General features: G+C 74.0%; 14 protein-coding genes. 6 read left to right on the top strand and 8 right to left on the bottom strand.

What is annotated here, in order from left to right; genetic code table 11:
- Positions 1–53: 53 nt before the first annotated feature.
- Positions 54–2,657, bottom strand: a complete 2,604-nt coding sequence (gene afsK / locus ACZ7MX_RS15240) for a protein serine/threonine kinase AfsK (protein WP_472132168.1) — start codon at positions 2,655–2,657, stop codon at positions 54–56.
- Positions 2,658–3,407: 750 nt separating this feature from the next.
- Between afsK and ACZ7MX_RS15235 the strand changes: the two genes are divergently transcribed.
- Positions 3,408–4,055, top strand: a complete 648-nt coding sequence (locus ACZ7MX_RS15235; RefSeq protein ID WP_472132166.1) for a TetR family transcriptional regulator — start codon at positions 3,408–3,410, stop codon at positions 4,053–4,055.
- Between the two features lie 302 nt (positions 4,056–4,357).
- On the opposite strand, the gene ACZ7MX_RS15230 is transcribed toward ACZ7MX_RS15235, so the two are convergent.
- Entirely contained in the window at positions 4,358–4,867 is a 510-nt protein-coding gene (locus tag ACZ7MX_RS15230; RefSeq protein ID WP_472132164.1) for a nitroreductase/quinone reductase family protein, read from the bottom strand.
- Positions 4,867–6,177 (bottom strand): acyl-CoA dehydrogenase family protein, encoded by a 1,311-nt coding sequence (locus ACZ7MX_RS15225; protein WP_472132162.1) that lies wholly within the window; start codon positions 6,175–6,177, stop codon positions 4,867–4,869. Before ACZ7MX_RS15225 ends, ACZ7MX_RS15230 begins: the two co-directional genes overlap by 1 nt.
- 214 nt (positions 6,178–6,391) lie before the next feature.
- Between ACZ7MX_RS15225 and ACZ7MX_RS15220 the strand changes: the two genes are divergently transcribed.
- Positions 6,392–7,585: a thiolase C-terminal domain-containing protein gene (locus ACZ7MX_RS15220; RefSeq protein WP_472132160.1), complete on the top strand. Its 1,194-nt coding sequence runs from the start codon at positions 6,392–6,394 to the stop codon at positions 7,583–7,585.
- Between the two features lie 83 nt (positions 7,586–7,668).
- Here ACZ7MX_RS15220 and ACZ7MX_RS15215 read toward each other — a convergent pair whose 3' ends face one another.
- Positions 7,669–8,847, bottom strand: a complete 1,179-nt coding sequence (locus ACZ7MX_RS15215; protein WP_472132158.1) for a macrolide family glycosyltransferase — start codon at positions 8,845–8,847, stop codon at positions 7,669–7,671.
- A gap of 348 nt (positions 8,848–9,195) precedes the next feature.
- Here ACZ7MX_RS15215 and ACZ7MX_RS15210 point away from each other — a divergent pair, with 348 nt between their 5' ends.
- Positions 9,196–10,443, top strand: coding sequence for an FAD-dependent monooxygenase (locus ACZ7MX_RS15210; protein WP_472132157.1), 1,248 nt, complete (start codon positions 9,196–9,198; stop codon positions 10,441–10,443).
- Positions 10,444–10,457: 14 nt separating this feature from the next.
- Complete coding sequence (locus ACZ7MX_RS15205) at positions 10,458–11,216, top strand: pyridoxine/pyridoxamine 5'-phosphate oxidase (RefSeq protein WP_472132155.1); 759 nt, start codon at positions 10,458–10,460, stop codon at positions 11,214–11,216.
- Between the two features lie 181 nt (positions 11,217–11,397).
- Here ACZ7MX_RS15205 and ACZ7MX_RS15200 read toward each other — a convergent pair whose 3' ends face one another.
- Together ACZ7MX_RS15200 and ACZ7MX_RS15195 are read right to left on the bottom strand one after the other, a co-directional pair.
- Positions 11,398–11,886, bottom strand: a complete 489-nt coding sequence (locus ACZ7MX_RS15200; protein WP_472132154.1) for a GNAT family N-acetyltransferase — start codon at positions 11,884–11,886, stop codon at positions 11,398–11,400.
- A 25-nt stretch (positions 11,887–11,911) separates the two neighbouring features.
- Positions 11,912–12,370, bottom strand: coding sequence for a Zn-ribbon domain-containing OB-fold protein (locus ACZ7MX_RS15195; protein WP_472132152.1), 459 nt, complete (start codon positions 12,368–12,370; stop codon positions 11,912–11,914).
- Between the two features lie 403 nt (positions 12,371–12,773).
- Between ACZ7MX_RS15195 and ACZ7MX_RS15190 the strand changes: the two genes are divergently transcribed.
- Positions 12,774–15,050, top strand: coding sequence for an acetate--CoA ligase family protein (locus ACZ7MX_RS15190; protein ID WP_472132150.1), 2,277 nt, complete (start codon positions 12,774–12,776; stop codon positions 15,048–15,050).
- Between the two features lie 100 nt (positions 15,051–15,150).
- The gene (locus ACZ7MX_RS15185; RefSeq protein WP_472132148.1) at positions 15,151–16,044 is read left to right on the top strand and encodes an enoyl-CoA hydratase/isomerase family protein; all 894 of its coding nucleotides are present in this window, start codon (positions 15,151–15,153) and stop codon (positions 16,042–16,044) included.
- A 44-nt stretch (positions 16,045–16,088) separates the two neighbouring features.
- Here the strand turns inward: ACZ7MX_RS15185 and ACZ7MX_RS15180 are convergent, their stop codons facing one another.
- Both ACZ7MX_RS15180 and ACZ7MX_RS15175 read right to left on the bottom strand, forming a co-directional pair.
- Complete coding sequence (locus tag ACZ7MX_RS15180) at positions 16,089–16,811, bottom strand: hypothetical protein (RefSeq protein WP_472132145.1); 723 nt, start codon at positions 16,809–16,811, stop codon at positions 16,089–16,091.
- The gene (locus tag ACZ7MX_RS15175; RefSeq protein WP_472132143.1) at positions 16,808–17,413 is read right to left on the bottom strand and encodes an RNA polymerase sigma factor; all 606 of its coding nucleotides are present in this window, start codon (positions 17,411–17,413) and stop codon (positions 16,808–16,810) included. The genes ACZ7MX_RS15180 and ACZ7MX_RS15175 overlap by 4 nt, the downstream gene beginning before the upstream one ends.
- Positions 17,414–17,710 lie beyond the last annotated feature (297 nt).

Here is a 17,710-nt window from a genome sequence, read left to right as displayed (position 1 = left end):
TGCCCGGGCCGGCCGGGTGCCCGGCGCTCGGGGCCGCCGGGCCTGCCCGTCGGTCAGGACCGCCGGGCCTGGCCCGTTCCCTTCGCCGCGTCCAGCGCGTACACGCAGCGGTCCTTGCTGCAGGCGTAGACCACACCGCCGACCGCCACCGGCGAACCGGTGATCTCCCCGCCGGTCGCCAGCTTCCAGCGCAGCTGGCCGCCCATCGCGTCGAGGGTGTACAGGCAGTGGTCGGCCGACCCGAAGTGCACCCGGCCCTCCGCGACGACCGGGGAGCCGACGACCTCCGCGCCCGCCTGGAAACGCCAGCGCGGGGTGCCGGTCACCGCGTCCAGGGTGTAGAGCGCCTTGCCGCTGCCCAGGTGGACCGCGCCGTGCGCGACCAGCACCGGTTCGGTGGACTGCCGGGCCTCGGTGGCGATCCGCCAGCGGTCGCGGCCGTCCGCCGGGTCCAGGGCGTAGACCGTGCCGAGGTAGTCCGCCAGATAGACCCCGCCGCCGGTGACCGCCGGTCCGGGTGCGAAGGCGGGCGGGCTGAGGAACACCGCGGGCGCCTCGAAGTGCCAGCGCACGTCGCCGCGCGCGATGTCGAGCGCCAGCACCCGGGTGCCGGCCACGACGTAGACCGCCCCGTCCGGCGCCGGCAGCAGCCGCATCGGCACCCCGCCGCAGGCCGCCGCGTCACCGACCGGGTACGACCAGCGCTCCGCGCCGGTACGCGCCTCCAGCGCCTTCAGCCGGGCGTCGGCCCAGACGAACACCGTGCCGTCGTGGATCACCGGCCCGGCCTCGGCGGTCTCGAAGTCGGTCTGGACGCCGGTGGTCTCCCACAGCAGTTCGCCGGTGGCGGCCTCCCACGCCTGGACGCCGCCGCCACGGGTGCTGGTGACGACGGTCCCGCGGTCGACCTTGAGGGCGTAGACCCAGCCGTCGGTGTTCAGCCGCCAGCGGTCGGTGCCGTCGGTGGCGTCCAGTGCGTACAGGCTCGGGCCGTCCGAGGCGTGGATCCGGCCGTCCGCGACCGCCATCGCCCAGGCGACGTCGCGGGTCTTGAACCTGCGCCGCCCGCTGGCCACGTCGAGCGCGTGCACCTCGAAGGAGGTGACGTAGAGCAGCTCGCCGTCCACGGCGGGGGTGCCCCAGACGTCGTTGGACATCCGGAACCGCCAGGGGCGCCAGCGGCCCGGGTCGGCGGGCGGTGCCTCGGCCGGCGCCGCGGCGCCCTCGGGCGACGGCGCACCGCCGGGCGCGCCCTGCGGCGGCACGCCGGTGACCGGCCCGCCACCGGGCGGCCGGACCCAGTTCGTCGCGGCACCGGCCTGCCCGCGGGGCTGCGGCTCCCGGGTGTCGGCGCGCGGCCCCGGCCCTATCGGGGCGGCCGAGCCGGCGAGGTGGACGGGTCCGGCGGCGCCCGCGGCGCCCTCGGCGGGTGCCGCGGAGAGCGCGGCGGCCGGCGACGGTGCGGCGGCGGGCGCGGCCGGCGGCGGCATGGGGCCGGGGTGGGCGCCGCGCGGGTCGCCACTGCGGTGGGCGCCGGGGCCGGCACCGATCCGGCCGGGCCAGCCGTCCGCGGCGGCGCCCGCGGGCGCGTTCTCCGGCCGCGGCGGGGCCTGGGCGGGCTGCGGGAGGGCCGCCACGGGCGCCTGCGCGGGCGCCTGGGGCGGCGACGGCGGGAGGAGCGGTGCGGCGGGCGCGGGGCGGCCCGGGCCGCGCCCGGAGGCCGCCTGCCGGCTCTCCTGCAGTACGGCGGAGCGGCCGCCGCGCCGGCTCTCGATGAGCGCCACCGCGCCGGGCGGCAGCCAGGCCGACGCGGTACCGCTGTCGTCGCTGCCGGAGCCGAAGAGGTGCGGGGCGAGCTGGGACTGCAGGTCGGCGGGGGACGGCCGGTGGGGCGCCTCCATCTGCATGCAGGACTCCATGAGCGGACGCAGTTCGTCCGGCAGTCCGGTCAGATCGGGGCCCTCGCGCAGCAGCATGAAGACCGTCTCGACCGGGTTGGCGCCGTGGAAGGGCGCGTGCCCGGTGGCGGCGAAGACCAGCGTCGAGCCGAGGGAGAAGACGTCGCTGGCGCCGGTGACGCTGCGCGAGTCCCGGGCCTGCTCGGGCGACATGTAGGCGGGGGTGCCCACGGCCACGTTGGTCATCGTCAGCCGGGTGTTGGACACCCCGGAGGCGATACCGAAGTCGATCACCCGGGGGCCGTCCTCGACGACCAGCACGTTGGACGGCTTCAGGTCGCGGTGGACCAGGCCGGCGCCGTGGATGGACTGCAGCGCCTCGGCGATTCCGGCCGCCAGCCAGCGCACCGCCTGGGCCGGCAGCGGACCGCACTCATTGACTATTTCCTCCAGGGAGGGCGCGGGGACGTAGGCCGTCGCCAGCCACGGCACCGCCGCGCGCGGATCGGCGTCCACCACCGCCGCGGTGTAGAAGCCGCTGACCGCGCGGGCCGCCTCGACCTCGCGTGTGAAGCGGACCCGGAACAGCTGGTCCTCGGCGAGCTCGGTACGCACCGTCTTGATCGCCACGCGCCGGCCGGACGCCGAACGGGCCAGATAGACCAGTCCCATGCCACCGGCCCCGAGTCGGCCGAGCACCTCGAACGGCCCGATCCGCCGGGGATCGTGCTGCGTCAGCTGCTTCAGCTGCTCCACCACTTGTCTGCCACCTCCCCGTGGGGCGTAAAAAAGAGACTCTCAAAAGCCACGAGCCGTCGAGAGCCACTGCCCCGTGCAGCGTCTCCCCGCCTGCGGCGAGGACTATCGAAACGGCCGTACGCGTGCTGATTCTTCCTGGCCGCGCCGATGGTTGCGAACCCGGGGCCCGTCCGTCGTGTCCCGGCATGCCCCCCGCGTCCCGCCCCGGGCCCGTTACCCGGCGTCACCCCACCCGGGCTGACGTGCGCCGACAGGCCCACCGGCGGACGACGGTGCCGTCGGTTACCGGCGGGTTGGCACCCCTGTTCGCCGCCGCCGGAACGGCCCGCCAATTCTTCGCCGGCGCAGGCCACTTCGGGGCCGCGCCTCTCCGCCACGGCGAACGGTGGTCCGGAAGCAAAGCGTCCGTCCATTCTTCGCACGGCTTTCCCCCCGGGCCGTCGTTGCGGGCCACCGCAGCAGCTATATGTCCACGCTAGTACCGGTTCGTACATGCAGAGCGAAGGGAATTCAGAATTCCGGTCGACATCCGGCATTTTCTGCACGGAGCGTGACCGCTTATCCACCGAAGTTGTCCACAGGCTGTTGATAAGAGCATTCACCGGTTCGGACCAAGCCGCGCGCCGCGCGCCAGGACCACGAGCGGGTTCGCCACCGGTGCGGTAACAGGGGCCGCGGAGGCCGAACTCCCGCATCCCCATTTGCAGGCAGCCAAATCGCGCTCCGATCACCCCTCGGTAAGCTGACGGCATGACAGGACAAGTACGAACCGTCGACGGCAGAGTGGCCGGCCGCCGCGGACAGGCGACGCGGCAAAAGCTTCTCGACTGCCTCAGTGAAATGCTCAGTTCGTCCCCCTACCGGGACGTCAAGGTCATCGATGTGGCCCGAAAAGCGGGGACTTCGCCCGCTACGTTCTATCAGTACTTCCCGGACGTCGAAGGTGCCGTCCTTGAAATCGCCGAGGAGATGGCCAAAGAAGGCGCCACTCTGACCGATCTTGTCGCCGGACGCTCCTGGGTGGGCAAGTCCGGCTGGCAGGCGGCGGAGGAGCTGGTCGACGGCTTCCTCTCCTTCTGGCGCAAGAACGATGCGATTCTGCGCGTCGTCGACCTGGGTGCCGCCGAGGGCGACAAGCGGTTCTACAAGATCCGCATGAAGATCCTCAACGCCGTCACCAACTCGCTCACCGACTCCATCCAGGAGCTCCAGAGCAAGAACAAGGTCGACAAGGACGTCAGCCCGGCAGCCATGGCCGGCTCGATCGTCGCGATGCTCGCGGCGGTCGCCGGTCACCAGAAGGGCTTCCAGAGCTGGGGCGTGAAGCAGGCCGAGCTCAAGCCCAACCTTGCGCTGCTGGTGCACTTCGGCATCACCGGCAAGAAGCCGACCAGGTGAGCCAAGCAAGCCGTCCGAACCACTAGGCCCAGCCGGTAACCCGAGCGAGGCCACCCGAGCCGGAAGACCGGGAACCCGGCAACCGGCAGCCCTTTCGAGGAAGCGGCCCGAGAAGCGCCGCGCCTCCAAGGCCCGTTGCATCCGGGCCCGTTCCGCCGTCGATCCTGTATCCGTCCTGCCATAGCTGTACCGCACACACAGCGGGTGCCGGCCGCCCCCTCCCAGGGGCGCCGAGGCACCCGCTGTGTGCATGTGGACGCGGAACGCGCACCCTCCCGCCCGCGCGCCCGCCCCCGGACCGGTCAGCGTCGCTCCAGCCGGAACAGCCGGATCTCCCGCTCCACCCGCTCCTGATAGGCGGCGTACGGCGGCCAGAACGCCAGCGCCGCCCGCCACGCCCGCGCCCGCTCCGCTCCGCGCAGCAGCCGGGCGCGTACGGCGATCTCCTCGCCGCGCCAACTGACCGTCGCCTCGGGGTACTTGAGGAGGTTTCCGGTCCAGGCGGGGTGGCCCGGGCGCCCGAAGTTGCTGCCGATCAGCAGCCAGCTGCCGCCCTCCTCCGGCAGGCAGGCCAGCGGGGTCCGCCGCGGCCGTCCACTCCGGGCGCCGGTCGCCGTCAGGACCAGTCCGGGCAGCATCCGGGCGCTGAGCAGCACCTTGCCCCCGGTCAGCCGGTGCACGAGACCGTCCAGGGCCGGGACGACATGCGGGGCGATCCGGGCGAACGTCCGGGTCGCGGAGACCTTCTGCACCAGCCGCCGCATCAGCCGCTCGTCCCCCACCGCCGACGGTCCGAGGCTTCTCCGGGGCATCAGGCGTCGACCCCCGCCGGCAGACCCGCCGTACGGCCCGCACCACGCCCCGCCCCCGCGAACAGCCCCGCCTCCTCGGCCGCCTGGTCCCGCAGCCGGTGCGCCGGGCCCAGCAGCAGCTCGTCGCAGGCCGCGCGCTGGAAGTACAGCTGCGCCGCGTGCTCCCAGGGGAAGCCGGTCCCGCCGGGCCACTGCACCGCCTCGGCCGCCACCGCGCGCAGCGCCTCCAGCGCCTGCGCCAGCGCCAGCCCCGCCGCCCCCGACCCACCGGCCCGGCCGGTGACTCCGGGTTCGCCCCCGTACACACCCGAGGGCCCGTCCGCCCCGAGGGGCCCGCGGCCCGCCGTCCAGGCCGCGTGGTACGCCGCCGAGCGGGCCGCCTGCAGCGTCGCGTAGAGGTCGGCGAGCCGGTGCCGCACCGCCTGGAGGGACCCGGCCGGCCGGCCCAACCGCTCGTGCTCCCTGACGCACGCGACGGTGCCGGCCAGCGCCGCATCGGCCGCCCCGACCGCCTCGGCGGCCAGCGCCGCGGCCGCCACCACACCGGTCGCGGCCAGCGCCGCACCGACCGCGGAACGCGCGCCACCGCCCTCCTCGCCCAGCAACTCGGCCGGTACGTCCCGCAGTTCGAGCAGCGCCTGCGGCCGGGTCCCGTCCACCGCGGTCCGCCGGGTCCGCCGCAGCCCGGCCGCACCGGCCGCCCGGACCAGGAAGAGCCGGGTGCTGCTGCACGCGAACCCGCCGGTGTGCGCGGCCACCACCAGCACCTCGGCGGTGTGCCCGTTCAGCACCTGCCCGGCCTCCCCGTACAGCCGCCAGCCGGTACCGCCCTCCTCCTTGTGCGCCTGGATCCCGCCGGCCCGGCCGCCGCCCGCCCAGTCGCCGTCGTTCGGCCCGGTCAGCGCGAGCGCGGTGGGGAGCCGGCCGGCCGGCACGGCCAGCGTGCCGGTCAGCTCACCGGAGGCGAGGGCCGGCAGCAGGCCGGCGCGCTGCCGCTCGCTGCCCAGCGCGAGGATCAACGGGGCGGCCAGCGCGGCGGTGGCGATCAGCGGCGAGGGCAGTACGGTGCGGCCGGTCTCCTCGCAGGCCAGGGCGAGTTCGGTGGGCCCCCGGCCGGCCCCGCCGTACACGGCGGGCAGGGCCAGACCGGGCAGCCGGAGCCGGCCGGCGAGCTCCCGCCACAGCTCCTCGTCGTAGCCGGGTGGGGTACGCACCGCCGCCTTGACCTCGTCCGGGCCGCAGCGTTTGTCCAGCAGTGCGCGCAGGGTGCGGCGGATTGCGTGCTGCTCCTCGGTGAACGCGGCATCCATCGGCGGGCTCCTCCCGGCCGTACGACCACGCCCGCCGGGTCCGGCAGGCGTGCGCCAACGCGATCTGACGGCCCGTCATAGTAGGGAGCGGCGACGCAGTTTCCCAGAGCCGGGCGGCGCGATTCCCGAGGCGGGCGGGCCGGGCGATCCCGGCCGGGAGCCCGGCCGGACGGCCCCTGCCGCAACCGCCCGTATCTGATGTACCGTCAGATTCATGCCTTCACCAGCTTCCGGCCCTCGCGCCGGGAACCGCAAGGTGGCCGTCGCCGGGGTCGCCCTGTCCGACTGCGGCCGGGTGGACGAGGCCACCCCGTACGCGCTGCACGCCCAGGCCGCCCGCCGGGCGCTCGCCGACAGCGGACTGGACCGGTCGGTGATCGACGGCTTCGCCTCGGCCGGCCTGGGCACCCTCGCGCCCGTCGAGGTCGCCGAGTACCTGGGACTGCGCCCCACCTGGGTGGACTCGACGTCGGTGGGCGGCGCCACCTGGGAGGTGATGGCCGCGCACGCCGCCGACGCGATCGCCGCGGGCCACGCCGAGGCGGTCCTCCTCGTCTACGGCTCCACCGCCCGCGCCGACCTCAAGGCCCGGCGCCGCACCGCCAACCTCTCGTTCGGCGCCCGGGGCCCGCTCCAGTTCGAGGTCCCCTACGGGCACACCCTGATCGCCAAGTACGCCATGGCCGCCCGCCGCCACATGCACCAGTACGGCACCACGCCGGAACAACTGGCCCAGATAGCCGTGCAGGCGCGGGCCAACGCGGCGGCCAACCCGGACGCCCTGTACCGCGACCCGATCACCGTCGACGACGTGCTGGCCGGCCCGATGATCGCCGACCCGTTCACCAAACTGCACTGCTGCATCCGCTCCGACGGCGGCTGCGCGGTCCTCCTGGTCGCCGAGGACCACGTCCCCGACCTGGCCAAACCTCCGGTGTGGGTGCTCGGTTCCGGCACCGCGGTCTCGCACACCACCATGTCCGACTGGGACGACTTCACGGTCTCGCCGGCGGCGGTCTCGGGGCGGCTGGCCTTCGAGCGGGCGGGCGTCCGGCCGTCCGAGATCGATCTCGCGCAGATCTATGACGCCTTCACGTACATGACCCTGGTGACGCTGGAGGACCTGGGCTTCTGCGCCAAGGGGGAGGGCGGCGCGTTCGTCGAGAAGGGGCGGCTGCTGCGGGACGGCGCGCTGCCGGTGAACACCGACGGCGGCGGCCTGGCCGCCTGCCATCCCGGGATGCGCGGGCTGTTCCTGCTGGTCGAGGCGGTACGCCAGCTCCGCGGCGAGGTCGGCCCGGACCGCCAGGTGCACCGCCCCGACGGCACCCTCCCGCGCCTCGCGGTCGCCTCCGGCACCGGCGGCTGGTTCTGCTCGTCGGGGACGGTGGTGCTGGGGCGGGACTAGGGCCTGTCGCGGGAACAGCGGCCGAGGGGGACGGTGGTGCCGGAGCGGGGACAGCCGCCCGGACCGCCCCCACCCCCGCCGCGTCAGACCGCCAGCCGCTCCTCGATCAGGTCGGCGGCCCGGCGCGCGCCGCCCTCCGCACGGGACTCCGCCCGCAGCGCGGCCGAGCGGGCCGCCACCCGCGGATCGGTGGTCAGCTCCCGCAGGGCCGTACGCAACGCCTCCGGGGTGGCATCCGCGGTGTCGATCCGGCGGGCCACGCCCAGTTCGACCAGCCGGTCGGCGTTGAGGAACTGCTCGGCGCCCTGCGGCACCGCGATCATCGGCACACCGGCGTACAGCCCCTCGCTGCTGCCGCCCATCCCGGCGTGCGTCACGAACGCGTCCGCCTGCTCCAGGATCGCCAACTGCGGTACCCACGACCGCAGTTCGACGTTCTCCGGCACCTCCGGGCCCAGCTCGGCCGGATCGACGTACCTGCCGATCTGCAGCACCACGTGCCACCCCGGCAGATTCCCGAAGGCCGCCACACAGCGGCGGTAGAACTCCGGCTGCCGGGTGAACGCCGAGCCCAGCGACACCAGCAGCACCTTCTCCGCACCGGCCGGCCGGACCCAGCCGCCCTGCTCCGCACGGGAGCCCAGGCACGGCCCGACGAAGGTCACCGCGGCGTCGTCCACCCGGTCCGCGTGCGGCTGCATCGCCCGCGGGATCGTCGCCAGCGCCCGGCGCGGCCGGCCGGAGAACTCGGCGAAGTCCGTGGTGACCGCCCCGCACCGGGCCAGCCAGGCGGCGAACCGGGCCTGGTACGCCGTCGCCCCCGGCAGCCCGTCGAACGCCGCCCCGATCTCCTCCTGGGCGCCCTCCCAGGCCACGAAGGTCGGTGACAGCTGGACGACGTCGCGGCCCTGCGCCTCGGCCAGCGCACGGCCGGCGTACGCGCCGACGTCGTAGAGGTAGAGGTCGGCGGGGTCGTCGTCGTAGACGGCCCGCAGCTGCGGCAGTACGGCGATCGCGTCGTCGAGGAAGAGCGAGGCCGCGGCGACCGGATCCTCGGGCCAGACGTTGTCGGCGACCGGCAGGGTGGAGGTGTAGCGGACGAGCGTGGCACCCGTGGGGGCGATCAGCTCGGCGGCGTGGTCGGTGTTGGCGTACGTGACGCGATGACCGCGGGACACCAGCTCACGGATGATCTCCAGGTTGGGCAGGACATGACTGACCATGGGCGTGCCGACCATGGCGATATGGGCAGTGCGCGACATACCGGGACTTCCTTCTTCGCAGAGCTACGGCAAGAGGGCCGCAAGAGGGCAGGGAGAAGCCGTGGGACGGGTGAACCGCCCGACGCCGCGTCAGCCGTAGATCTGAAGGAAGTGCATGCCGGGAGCGTAACTCCCCCCGTCCGCACCGGTCGAAGCATTTTCCCGAGCGACGGAAGCCGGAGCGGAAGCCGGACCGGAAGCCGAAAGGGAAACCCGACCGGAAGCCCGACGGAAGCAATCTATACATCCGTCATAGACAAGCGTTTAAGACGCTCGTATAGTCAAGGCATCCGGGTCCTCACCGACCCCACCACCCAGCAGCGCACCGCTCCTGAAGGGAATCCCGCCATGCCCAGGACCGTCCTGATCTCCGGCGCGAGCATCGCCGGCCCGGCGCTCGCCCACTGGCTGCACCGCTACGGCTTCTCCGTGACCGTCGTCGAGCGCGCGCCCGCACTGCGGACCGGCGGCTACAAGGTCGACATCCGCGGCGCATCGGTCGAGGTCGCCGACCGGATGGGAATCCTGGAGGACATCCGGCGCGCCAGTACGGACATGCGGAACGGCGCCTACGTGAAGGACGACGGCACGCGGGTCGCCACCCTCCCCGCCGCGATCTTCGGCGCCCGGACCGGCCGGGACGACGAGATCATGCGCGGTGACCTGGCCCGCATCCTGTACGAACGCACCCGCGCGGACGTCGAGTACGTCTTCGGCGACTCGATCGCCTCCCTCACCCCGACCGCCGACGGCAACGGCGTCGAGGTGACCTTCGAGCGGGGCGCGCCCCGCCGCTTCGACCTCGTCGTCGGTGCCGACGGGCTGCACTCGAACGTCCGCCGGCTGACCTTCGGCCCGGAGGAGAAGTTCCTGCGGCACCTCGGCGCGTACGTCTCGGCGTTCTCCATGCCGAACGAACTCGGCCTGGACCGCGAGGAGTTGTACTACGCGGAGCCCGGCCGCCTGGTCTGCGCGTACAGCTCGGCCGGAGACCCGGCGGCCAAGGGCCTGCTCGTCTTCCGCTCGCCCCGGCTTGCGTACGACCACCGGGACCGGGCACAGCAACTGGCCCTGCTGGACACCGCGTTCGCCGGCGTCGGCTGGCGGACCTCGCGGATGCTGGAAGCGGCCCGCTCGGCCCCGGACCTCTACTTCGACGGGCTGCACCTGATCGAGATGGACCGCTGGTCCCGCGGACGGGTGGTGCTCCTCGGCGACGCCGCGCACTGCCCCTCACCGGCATCGGGGCAGGGCACGGGGATGGCGCTGGTCGGTGCGTACGTACTGGCCGGCGAGCTCGCGGCGGCGGGCGGCGCGCCGGAGGTGGCGTTCGCCCGTTACGAGGAGGAGATGCGCGGCTATGTCACGGTCAATCATGAGCTTGCGCGCCGGTTCGCGCGGCAGATGACCGCGGACAGCCGGTGGGGGCTCCGGCTGCGGTACCTGATGCTGCGGATGCTGCCGCACATGCCCTGGAAGGACGCGGTGGTGAAGAAGATCGCGGAGGACGTCCAGCGGGGCGCCCGGGCGATCACGCTCAAGGACTACGGCGCTCCGGCGGCGGCAACGGCAGCAGCGACCCCGTACGCCGCCTGAGTACGCTGCCCGGCATGAGCGATCACCCGACCGGTTCCCCGCACGATGACACCGCCGCCTCCGGCACCGAGGGCGGCGGGGGCGCCGCCCACACCGCGGACGCCGCGGGCCAGGCGTTCCGGCAGCTGCTGCGCGGACTGCGGGTCTGGGACGTCGAGCTGCCGTCGTTCGATCCGGAGGCGGCGCCGGCCGAACCGCTGCCGCTGTTCCGGCAGTGGCTGCGCGAGGCCGCCGAGGCCGGCCAGCCGGAGCCGCACACCATGGCGCTGGCCACGGCGGACGCGGCCGGCAACCCCTCCGTACGGACCGTGATGCTGCACGACGCCGACGAGCGGGGCTGGCACTTCGGCTCGCACCGCGGCAGCCGCAAGGGCCGCGAACTGGCCGCGCGGCCCCGGGCGGCACTCGATTTCTACTGGCCGGCGGTGGGCCGCCAGGTACGGGTCGGCGGGCCGGTGACCGAGGCGGGCCCGGAGGAGAGCGCGGCCGATCTGCACCACCGTTCGACGGGGGCGCTGGCCGCGGCGCTGGTCGGCCGGCAGAGCGAGGTACTGGGTTCGGTCGGGGAGCTGGCGCGCGCCTCCGAGGCCGCGTGGGAGCGCGCCCGGCGCGAGCCGGAGGCTCCGGTGCCCAGCTGGACGCTGTACGTCCTGGAGCCCGACGAGGTCGAGTTCTTCCAGGGAGACGCCCGGCGCCGCCACGTACGCCTCAACTACCGGCGCAGCGGGCGAGGCGGAACCGGAGGCTGGGAGCGGGAGCTGCTCTGGCCGTAGCCGTGCCGGCCCATGGCGTGGCGTCACGGGACCGACACGGCCCGACGGCACGGCGTGACGTGGCGTGGCGCGGCGTGGCCTGTCGTGGCGTGGCGTGGCGCGGCGTGGCGTGGCCTGTCGTGGCGTGTCGTGGCTGTCGTGGCCTGTCGTGGCTGTCGTGGCGTGATGTGACCCGGACCGGCTAGAACTGCTGGTACATGATGTGCAGCCCCACGTACCCCTTGGTGGGGTGGTGGAAGCCCTCCGGCAGCGTCGTCATGATCGTGAAGCCCAGGGACTGCCAGAGGGCGACGGCACGGGAGTTGGTCTCCACCACGGCGTTGAACTGCATGGCGCGGTAGCCCTCGGCGCGGGCCCAGGCCAGGGTGTGTTCGCCCAGGGCCCGCCCGACGCCGCGGCCGGCGCACCGCGGGTCGACCATGAAGCTGGCACTGGCGATGTGCGAGGCGCCGCCCATGTGGTTGGGGTTCATCTTCGCGCTGCCGAGCACCGTTCCGGCGTCGTCCACGGCGACGACCGTACGGCCGGGCCGCGCCGGCAGCCACATCTCGCGCCCGGTCTCCTCGTCGAGGTCGCGCGGATAGGTGTACGTCTCGCCGGCGGCGACGATGGTGTGGAAGAACGGCCAGATGGCGGGCCAGTCGGCCGCGGTCGCCTCACGGATCAGCATCCCTCCAGCATGGCGACCGGCCGCCTCACCCCGCCACCGAATTGCCCGCGGGCCGGAACACGGGCACGGCGAACTCCGGACCGTCCGCGTCCCCGTCGGCCGGCCGGGGCGTCGCCGCGGTGGCCGTGCGGCGGAAGTCCACGACCAGCGGCATGCCGATCCGCAGGTCCGCGTCCGGGCAGCCGACGATCTCGGTCATCATCCGGGGCCCCTCGGCGAGATCGACCACCGCCGCCACGTACGGCACCCGGTCCCCGAACGGCGGGAGGTCGTTGCGGTGCACGACGGACCAGGTGTAGAGCGTGCCGCGGCCGGCGGCCGGCTCCCAGTCGACGTCCTCGCTCCAGCAGTACGGGCAGAACTCGCGCGGGTAGTGATGCGCCCGCCCACACCCCTCGGCCCGGCAACGCCGCAGCAGCAACCGCCCCTCGGCCGCCGCCTCCCAGTACGGCCGGGTGAAGGCATCCACCTCCGGCAGATCCACCCGCGCGGCACTCCTCACTGCCCCGCCCACCGCCCCCTTCCCTCCTTCTGCCGCCTCCCTCCCCGCTACCGCCTCTCGCCCCGCAGCTCTTCCGTCATTCACCGGACCACCGCCCCCATCGACTCCACCAGCGCCATCAGCGCCACTCGCCGGGCGCCTTGTTCCGACCCGTACACCGCCCGCCCGTTCCTGACGGTACGTCAGTTCAGCTCAGCGCAACGGAGGGCGCAAGAGGGCGCGGCCCACCACAGAGCCCGCCCACTCCCCCCGCCAGCGCGACGGGAACACCCCTCACCCACTTCTCACGCCTCCCCCATTCCTGACAAGGCGTCAGTTCAAGTAATCTGACTATGCGTCAGCTAGCGAGTCAATGAGAGCCGTCACACAGGAGCGGGCGACTGCGATGCTTGGATCGACTCACGGCACCCTCACCACGCACTCCCGGCCGGCCCGCGTCGTGGCCTGTGGGGAGCACCCACCACACACCGTGCACGGCACGAGCGAACCGCACCCCGGCAGCGGCGGACCGGGCGGCCAGGGCGGCCGGGGCTCCGGCGAGGCGGTCGAGCGGGACGTCAGCGGCCGACCGCTGTACGCCCCGGTGCCCGACCTCGACCGCTTTTTCCGGCCGGAGTCGGTGGCCGTGATCGGCGCCTCGGACAGCGAGGGCCGCCCCAACACCGGTATCACCCGCCAGCTCATCGCCTGGGCCGAGCGCGTCGGCGCCCGGCTGCACCCCGTCAACCCCGGACGCACCCGGGTCTTCGGGCTGCCCTGCCACGCCACCGTCGCCGACCTCCCCGAGACCGTCGATCTCGCCGTACTGCTCGTCAGCGACCCCCTTCCGGTCATCGAGCAACTTGCCGCGATCAAGGTGAAGTTCGCGGTGGCCTTCGCCTCCGGGTTCGCCGAGACCGGGGCGGAGGGCGCGGCCGCCCAGGCCCGGCTGGCCGAGGCCGTGGCACGCTCCGGGCTGCGGCTGCTCGGCCCCAACACCAACCTCAACGCCTTCGAGAAGTTCCGTGACGATCTCGACGGCCCGGCCATCGCCCTGATCACCCAGTCGGGCCACCAGGGCCGTCCCGTCTTCACCCTCCAGGAACTGGGCATCCGCCTTTCCCACTGGGCCCCCACCGGCAACGAGGCCGATCTGGAGACCGCCGACTTCCTCTCCTACTTCGCCACCCGCCCCGAGGTCGGGGCCATCGCGGCATATGTGGAAGGGCTCAAGGACGGCCGCAGCTTCCTGCTCGCGGCCGATCGCGCGGCCCGCCACCAGGTGCCCGTCGTCGCCGTCAAGGTGGGACGCACCGAGACCGGCGCCCGCACGGCCGCCTCGCACACCGGCAAGCTCACCGGCGCGGACGAGGTCGTGGACGCCGCGATGCGCCAGTTCGGGGTGATCCGGGTGGACGGGCTCGACGAACTGCAGGACACCGCGGCGCTGCTGGCCCGCGCCAGGAAGCCCACCGCCGAGGGCATCGCGGTCTATTCGATCTCCGGGGGCACCGGCGCCCACTTCGCCGATCTGGCGACCGCGGCCGGGCTGCGGCTGCCCACCCTGGACGCCGCCAAGCAGGCCGAACTGCACCGGTGGATACCGGACTACCTCTCCGTCGCCAACCCGATCGACAACGGCGGGCACCCCGTCGGCGACTGGCGCGGACGCAGGATCATCGACGCGATCCTGGCCGACCCCGCCGTCGGCGTGCTGATCTGCCCGATCACCGGCCCCTTCCCGCCGATGAGCGACAAGCTCGCCCAGGACCTGGTGGACGCGGCGGAGCAGACCGACAAGCTGGTGTGCGTGGTGTGGGGCTCGCCGGTCGGTACGGAGGACGCCTACCGCAGCACGCTGCTCGGCTCCTCGCGCGTGGCGACCTTCCGCACCTTCGGCAACTGCATCACCGCCGTACGCGCCTATCTCGACCACCACCGCTTCACGGCCGGCTACCGCTCGCCCTTCGACGACGCCCCCCGCGTGCCGTCCCCCTCCGCCCGCAAGGCCCAGGCACTGCTGCGCCCGGGCCAGCAGCTCAGCGAGCACGCGGCGAAGCAACTGCTGCGCGCCTACGGCATCCGGGTACCCCGCGAACAGCTGGTGACCAGCGCGGCGGCGGCCGTACGGGCGGCGAGCCTGGTCGGTTATCCCGTGGTCATGAAGGCGTCCGGGGCCCAGCTGGCGCACAAGACCGAGCTCGGGCTGGTCAAGGTCGGGCTGACCTCGGCCAGCCAGGTCAGGGACGCCTACCGCGAGCTCACCGACATCGCCCGCTACGAGGACGTCCCGCTGGACGGCGTGCTCGTCTGCCAGATGATCGAGCGGGGCGTCGAGATGGTCGTCGGGGTCACCCCCGACCGGCTCTTCGGGCCGACCGTGACCGTGGGGCTGGGCGGGGTGCTCGTCGAGGTCCTGCGGGACGTCGCGGTGGGGGTACCGCCCTTCGGCGAGGACCAGGCGCGCGCGATGCTCGCCGAACTCCGCGGCCGCGCCCTGCTGGAGGGCGTACGCGGCGGGCCGCCCGCGGACGTCGACGCGCTGGTCGAGGTCGTCCTCCGGGTCCAGCGGATGGCCCTGGAACTGGACGGCGCGCTCGCCGAGCTGGACATCAACCCGCTGGTGGTCCTGGAGCGCGGGCAGGGCGCGGTGGCCCTCGACGCGCTCGCCGTCTGCCACTGACCCCGACCGCCCCCTCCGCAGCCGGGCCCACGTCCGCAACCGCCGCCGTGATCCCAGGCGCAGCCACCCCCGCGACCGCACCCTCTGGAGCCGTTCCCCCATGACAACCTCCGAGCCTTCCCCGTTCTCCCCGCCGTCCTCGCCCGGCCGTTCCGCCGATTCCGCCGCCTGTGCCCCACCCGTCGAGGCGCTTGATTCATTGGTACTGCACGCCACTGACAACGGCGTCTCGTGGATCACCCTCAACCGCCCGGACGCGCTGAACGCCGTCACCTGGGACCAGCGCGAACGCCTCATCGGGCTGCTCGCGGACGCGTCCGCCGACCCGGACGTACGAGCCGTGGTCATCACCGCGACCGGCAAGGGCTTCTGCGCCGGCGCCGACCTGCGCGGCGGCACGAGCTCCGGTGAACGGGCCGGAGCGGAACGGACCTCCGGCGATGTGGCGCGGATGATCCGGCGCGGTGCCCAGCGGTTCATCGCCGCGGTCCTGGACTGCGAGAAGCCGGTCATCGCCGCGGTCAACGGCACCGCGGCCGGGCTCGGCGCCCACCTCGCGTTCGCCTGCGACCTCGTACTGGCCGCCGAATCGGCCCGCTTCATCGAGGTGTTCGTCCGCCGCGGCCTGGTACCGGACGGTGGCGGCGCCCACCTCCTGCCCCGGCTGATCGGCCCGCAGCGGGCGAAGGAGCTGATGTTCTTCGGCGACGCGGTCCCGGCCGCGGAGGCCGAGCGGCTCGGGCTGGTCAACCGGGTCGTCCCCGACGGCGAACTGGTGAAGACCGCCCGGGAGTGGGCGGAGCGGCTGGCGGCCGGCCCGACCCGCGCCCTGGCGCTGGCCAAGCAGCTGGTGAACGCGTCGTTCGAGACCGACCGGGCCGCGGCCTTCGCCGCCGAGGCCACCGCCCAGGAGATCACCATGTCGACGGCGGACGCCCAGGAGGGCGTCGCCGCCTTCGTGGAGCGCCGCAGCCCGGTCTACCGGGGCCGCTGACCACGCCCCGCCGGCCGGCGCGCGCCGCCCGTTGCGCCGGTCCGCTACGTCACGTCCTCCGGGCACACCGGCACCTCATGGGTGTTCCGCGTCCGCACCCCCGGCAGCCATCCGCGCGCCCCTTGGCCGTTCGTCACCAGGTACCAGCGGGTGGAGGTGATGCCCGCCTCGTCGCGGACCATCCGCCCGTCGGTGACGACGCAGCGCGCGGCCAGCCCGTCGCCGTGCCAGACCCGGCCCGCGGAGTTGTTCCGCGCGGCGTACGCGGCGTACGGGTCCTTGGCGAGCCGCAGCGCGCACTCCAGGGAGCGGCCCGTACGGCAGGCGCGCTCGCTGTTGTAGACCGTGATCCTCACCGTCGGGGGCGGCCCCGCCGGCTGCAGCGTGACCGGCCCGGGCCGCACCAGCCACCACACCCCCAGCGCCACCGCGGCGACCGCCGCCGCCACCGCGCAGGCGATCGCGTACGGCCGCCTCGGGGACAGCGCGGAGGCGTACGGCCACCTGCGCGGCGAACGCGCCTCCGGCACCCGCTCGTTGTCCGGCCGGCGGACGCGCTCCCACAGGCCGGGCGGTGGCTCGATCTGTTCGTCCGCGCGCCGCAGCCGGGCGCGCAGCAGCGCCTCGATGTCGCCGTCGGAGCCGCCGGAGCCGTCGCCCCGGCCCCCGCCGCCGAACGACCGGCCGCCGCCGCCCGCACCACCGGTGCCGCCGACATCGCCGGCCTCGCCGTCGTGGCGTCGCCCCACGCCCACCGTGCCGCTCACCTCCCGGCCTGCCCGTGCTCCGATTCAACGAGGTACGCACGCAGCCTGTCCAGCGCGCGGGCCCGATGGCGGGCGGCCGTACCGCGGTGCACCTTCATGATCTTGGCGGCCTGATCGAGGGTGTAGCCGTCGAGGTCGACGAGGATGACGATGCCGGCCTGCCGGTGCGACAGCCTCCCCAGCAGGCGCACCGCTTCGATCTCGGCGTGCCGCCGCTCCACCCCGCCGTCCCAGCCGCCCGGTCCGGCGCCGGGGACCGCTCCCGCGCCGCCGCCCGCACCGGCCTCCTCGACGCCCTCCAGGCCGTCCACGAGGACCTGGCGGCGGTCCTTGCGGTAGGCGTCGCGTGCGACGTTGAGGACCGCGGTGAAGGCGTAGGCGTACGGCTCCGGGTGGGCGAGGAAGCGCTGCGGACGGGCGGCGAGCTTGAGGTACGCCTCGTGCACCACATCCTCCGCGGACTGTCTCGAACCGGCCAGCATCACCGCCCTGCGGTAGAGGCGGGGCAGCAGGCCGCAGAAGACCTCGTCGAAGGTGCGTGACGCGGCGGACGGCGGTGCTGACGGCGACGACGGTGGTGGTGACGGTGTTGCCTCGGCCATGTACCGGAACTCTCCCCCGTGTTCGGCTACGGACGCGGCCGACGTGGACGCTACCCGCGCGGGCGGCACACAATCAGGAATCCCTCCCCCAATCTCCCCCCATTCCGCCGAAGATCGCCGCGTACGCCGCGAAACCACACGTGCGGGTGGCCACCGGCCCGCAGGGCTTCACATCTGACGGGGCATCAGATTCAATGGGCGGCCGGACAGGAACGCCCAGGCAGGCAACGCCCAGGCCGAAGACGGCCAAGCGGAAGACGGACCCGCCGAAGACGGGCCGGGCGGAAGACACGACGG

It is taken from the genome of Streptomyces sp. NPDC107765 (assembly GCF_055657085.1).
The sequence above is the reverse complement of the archived record's forward strand: the minus strand, read 5'-3'. Positions and strand labels throughout refer to the sequence as shown.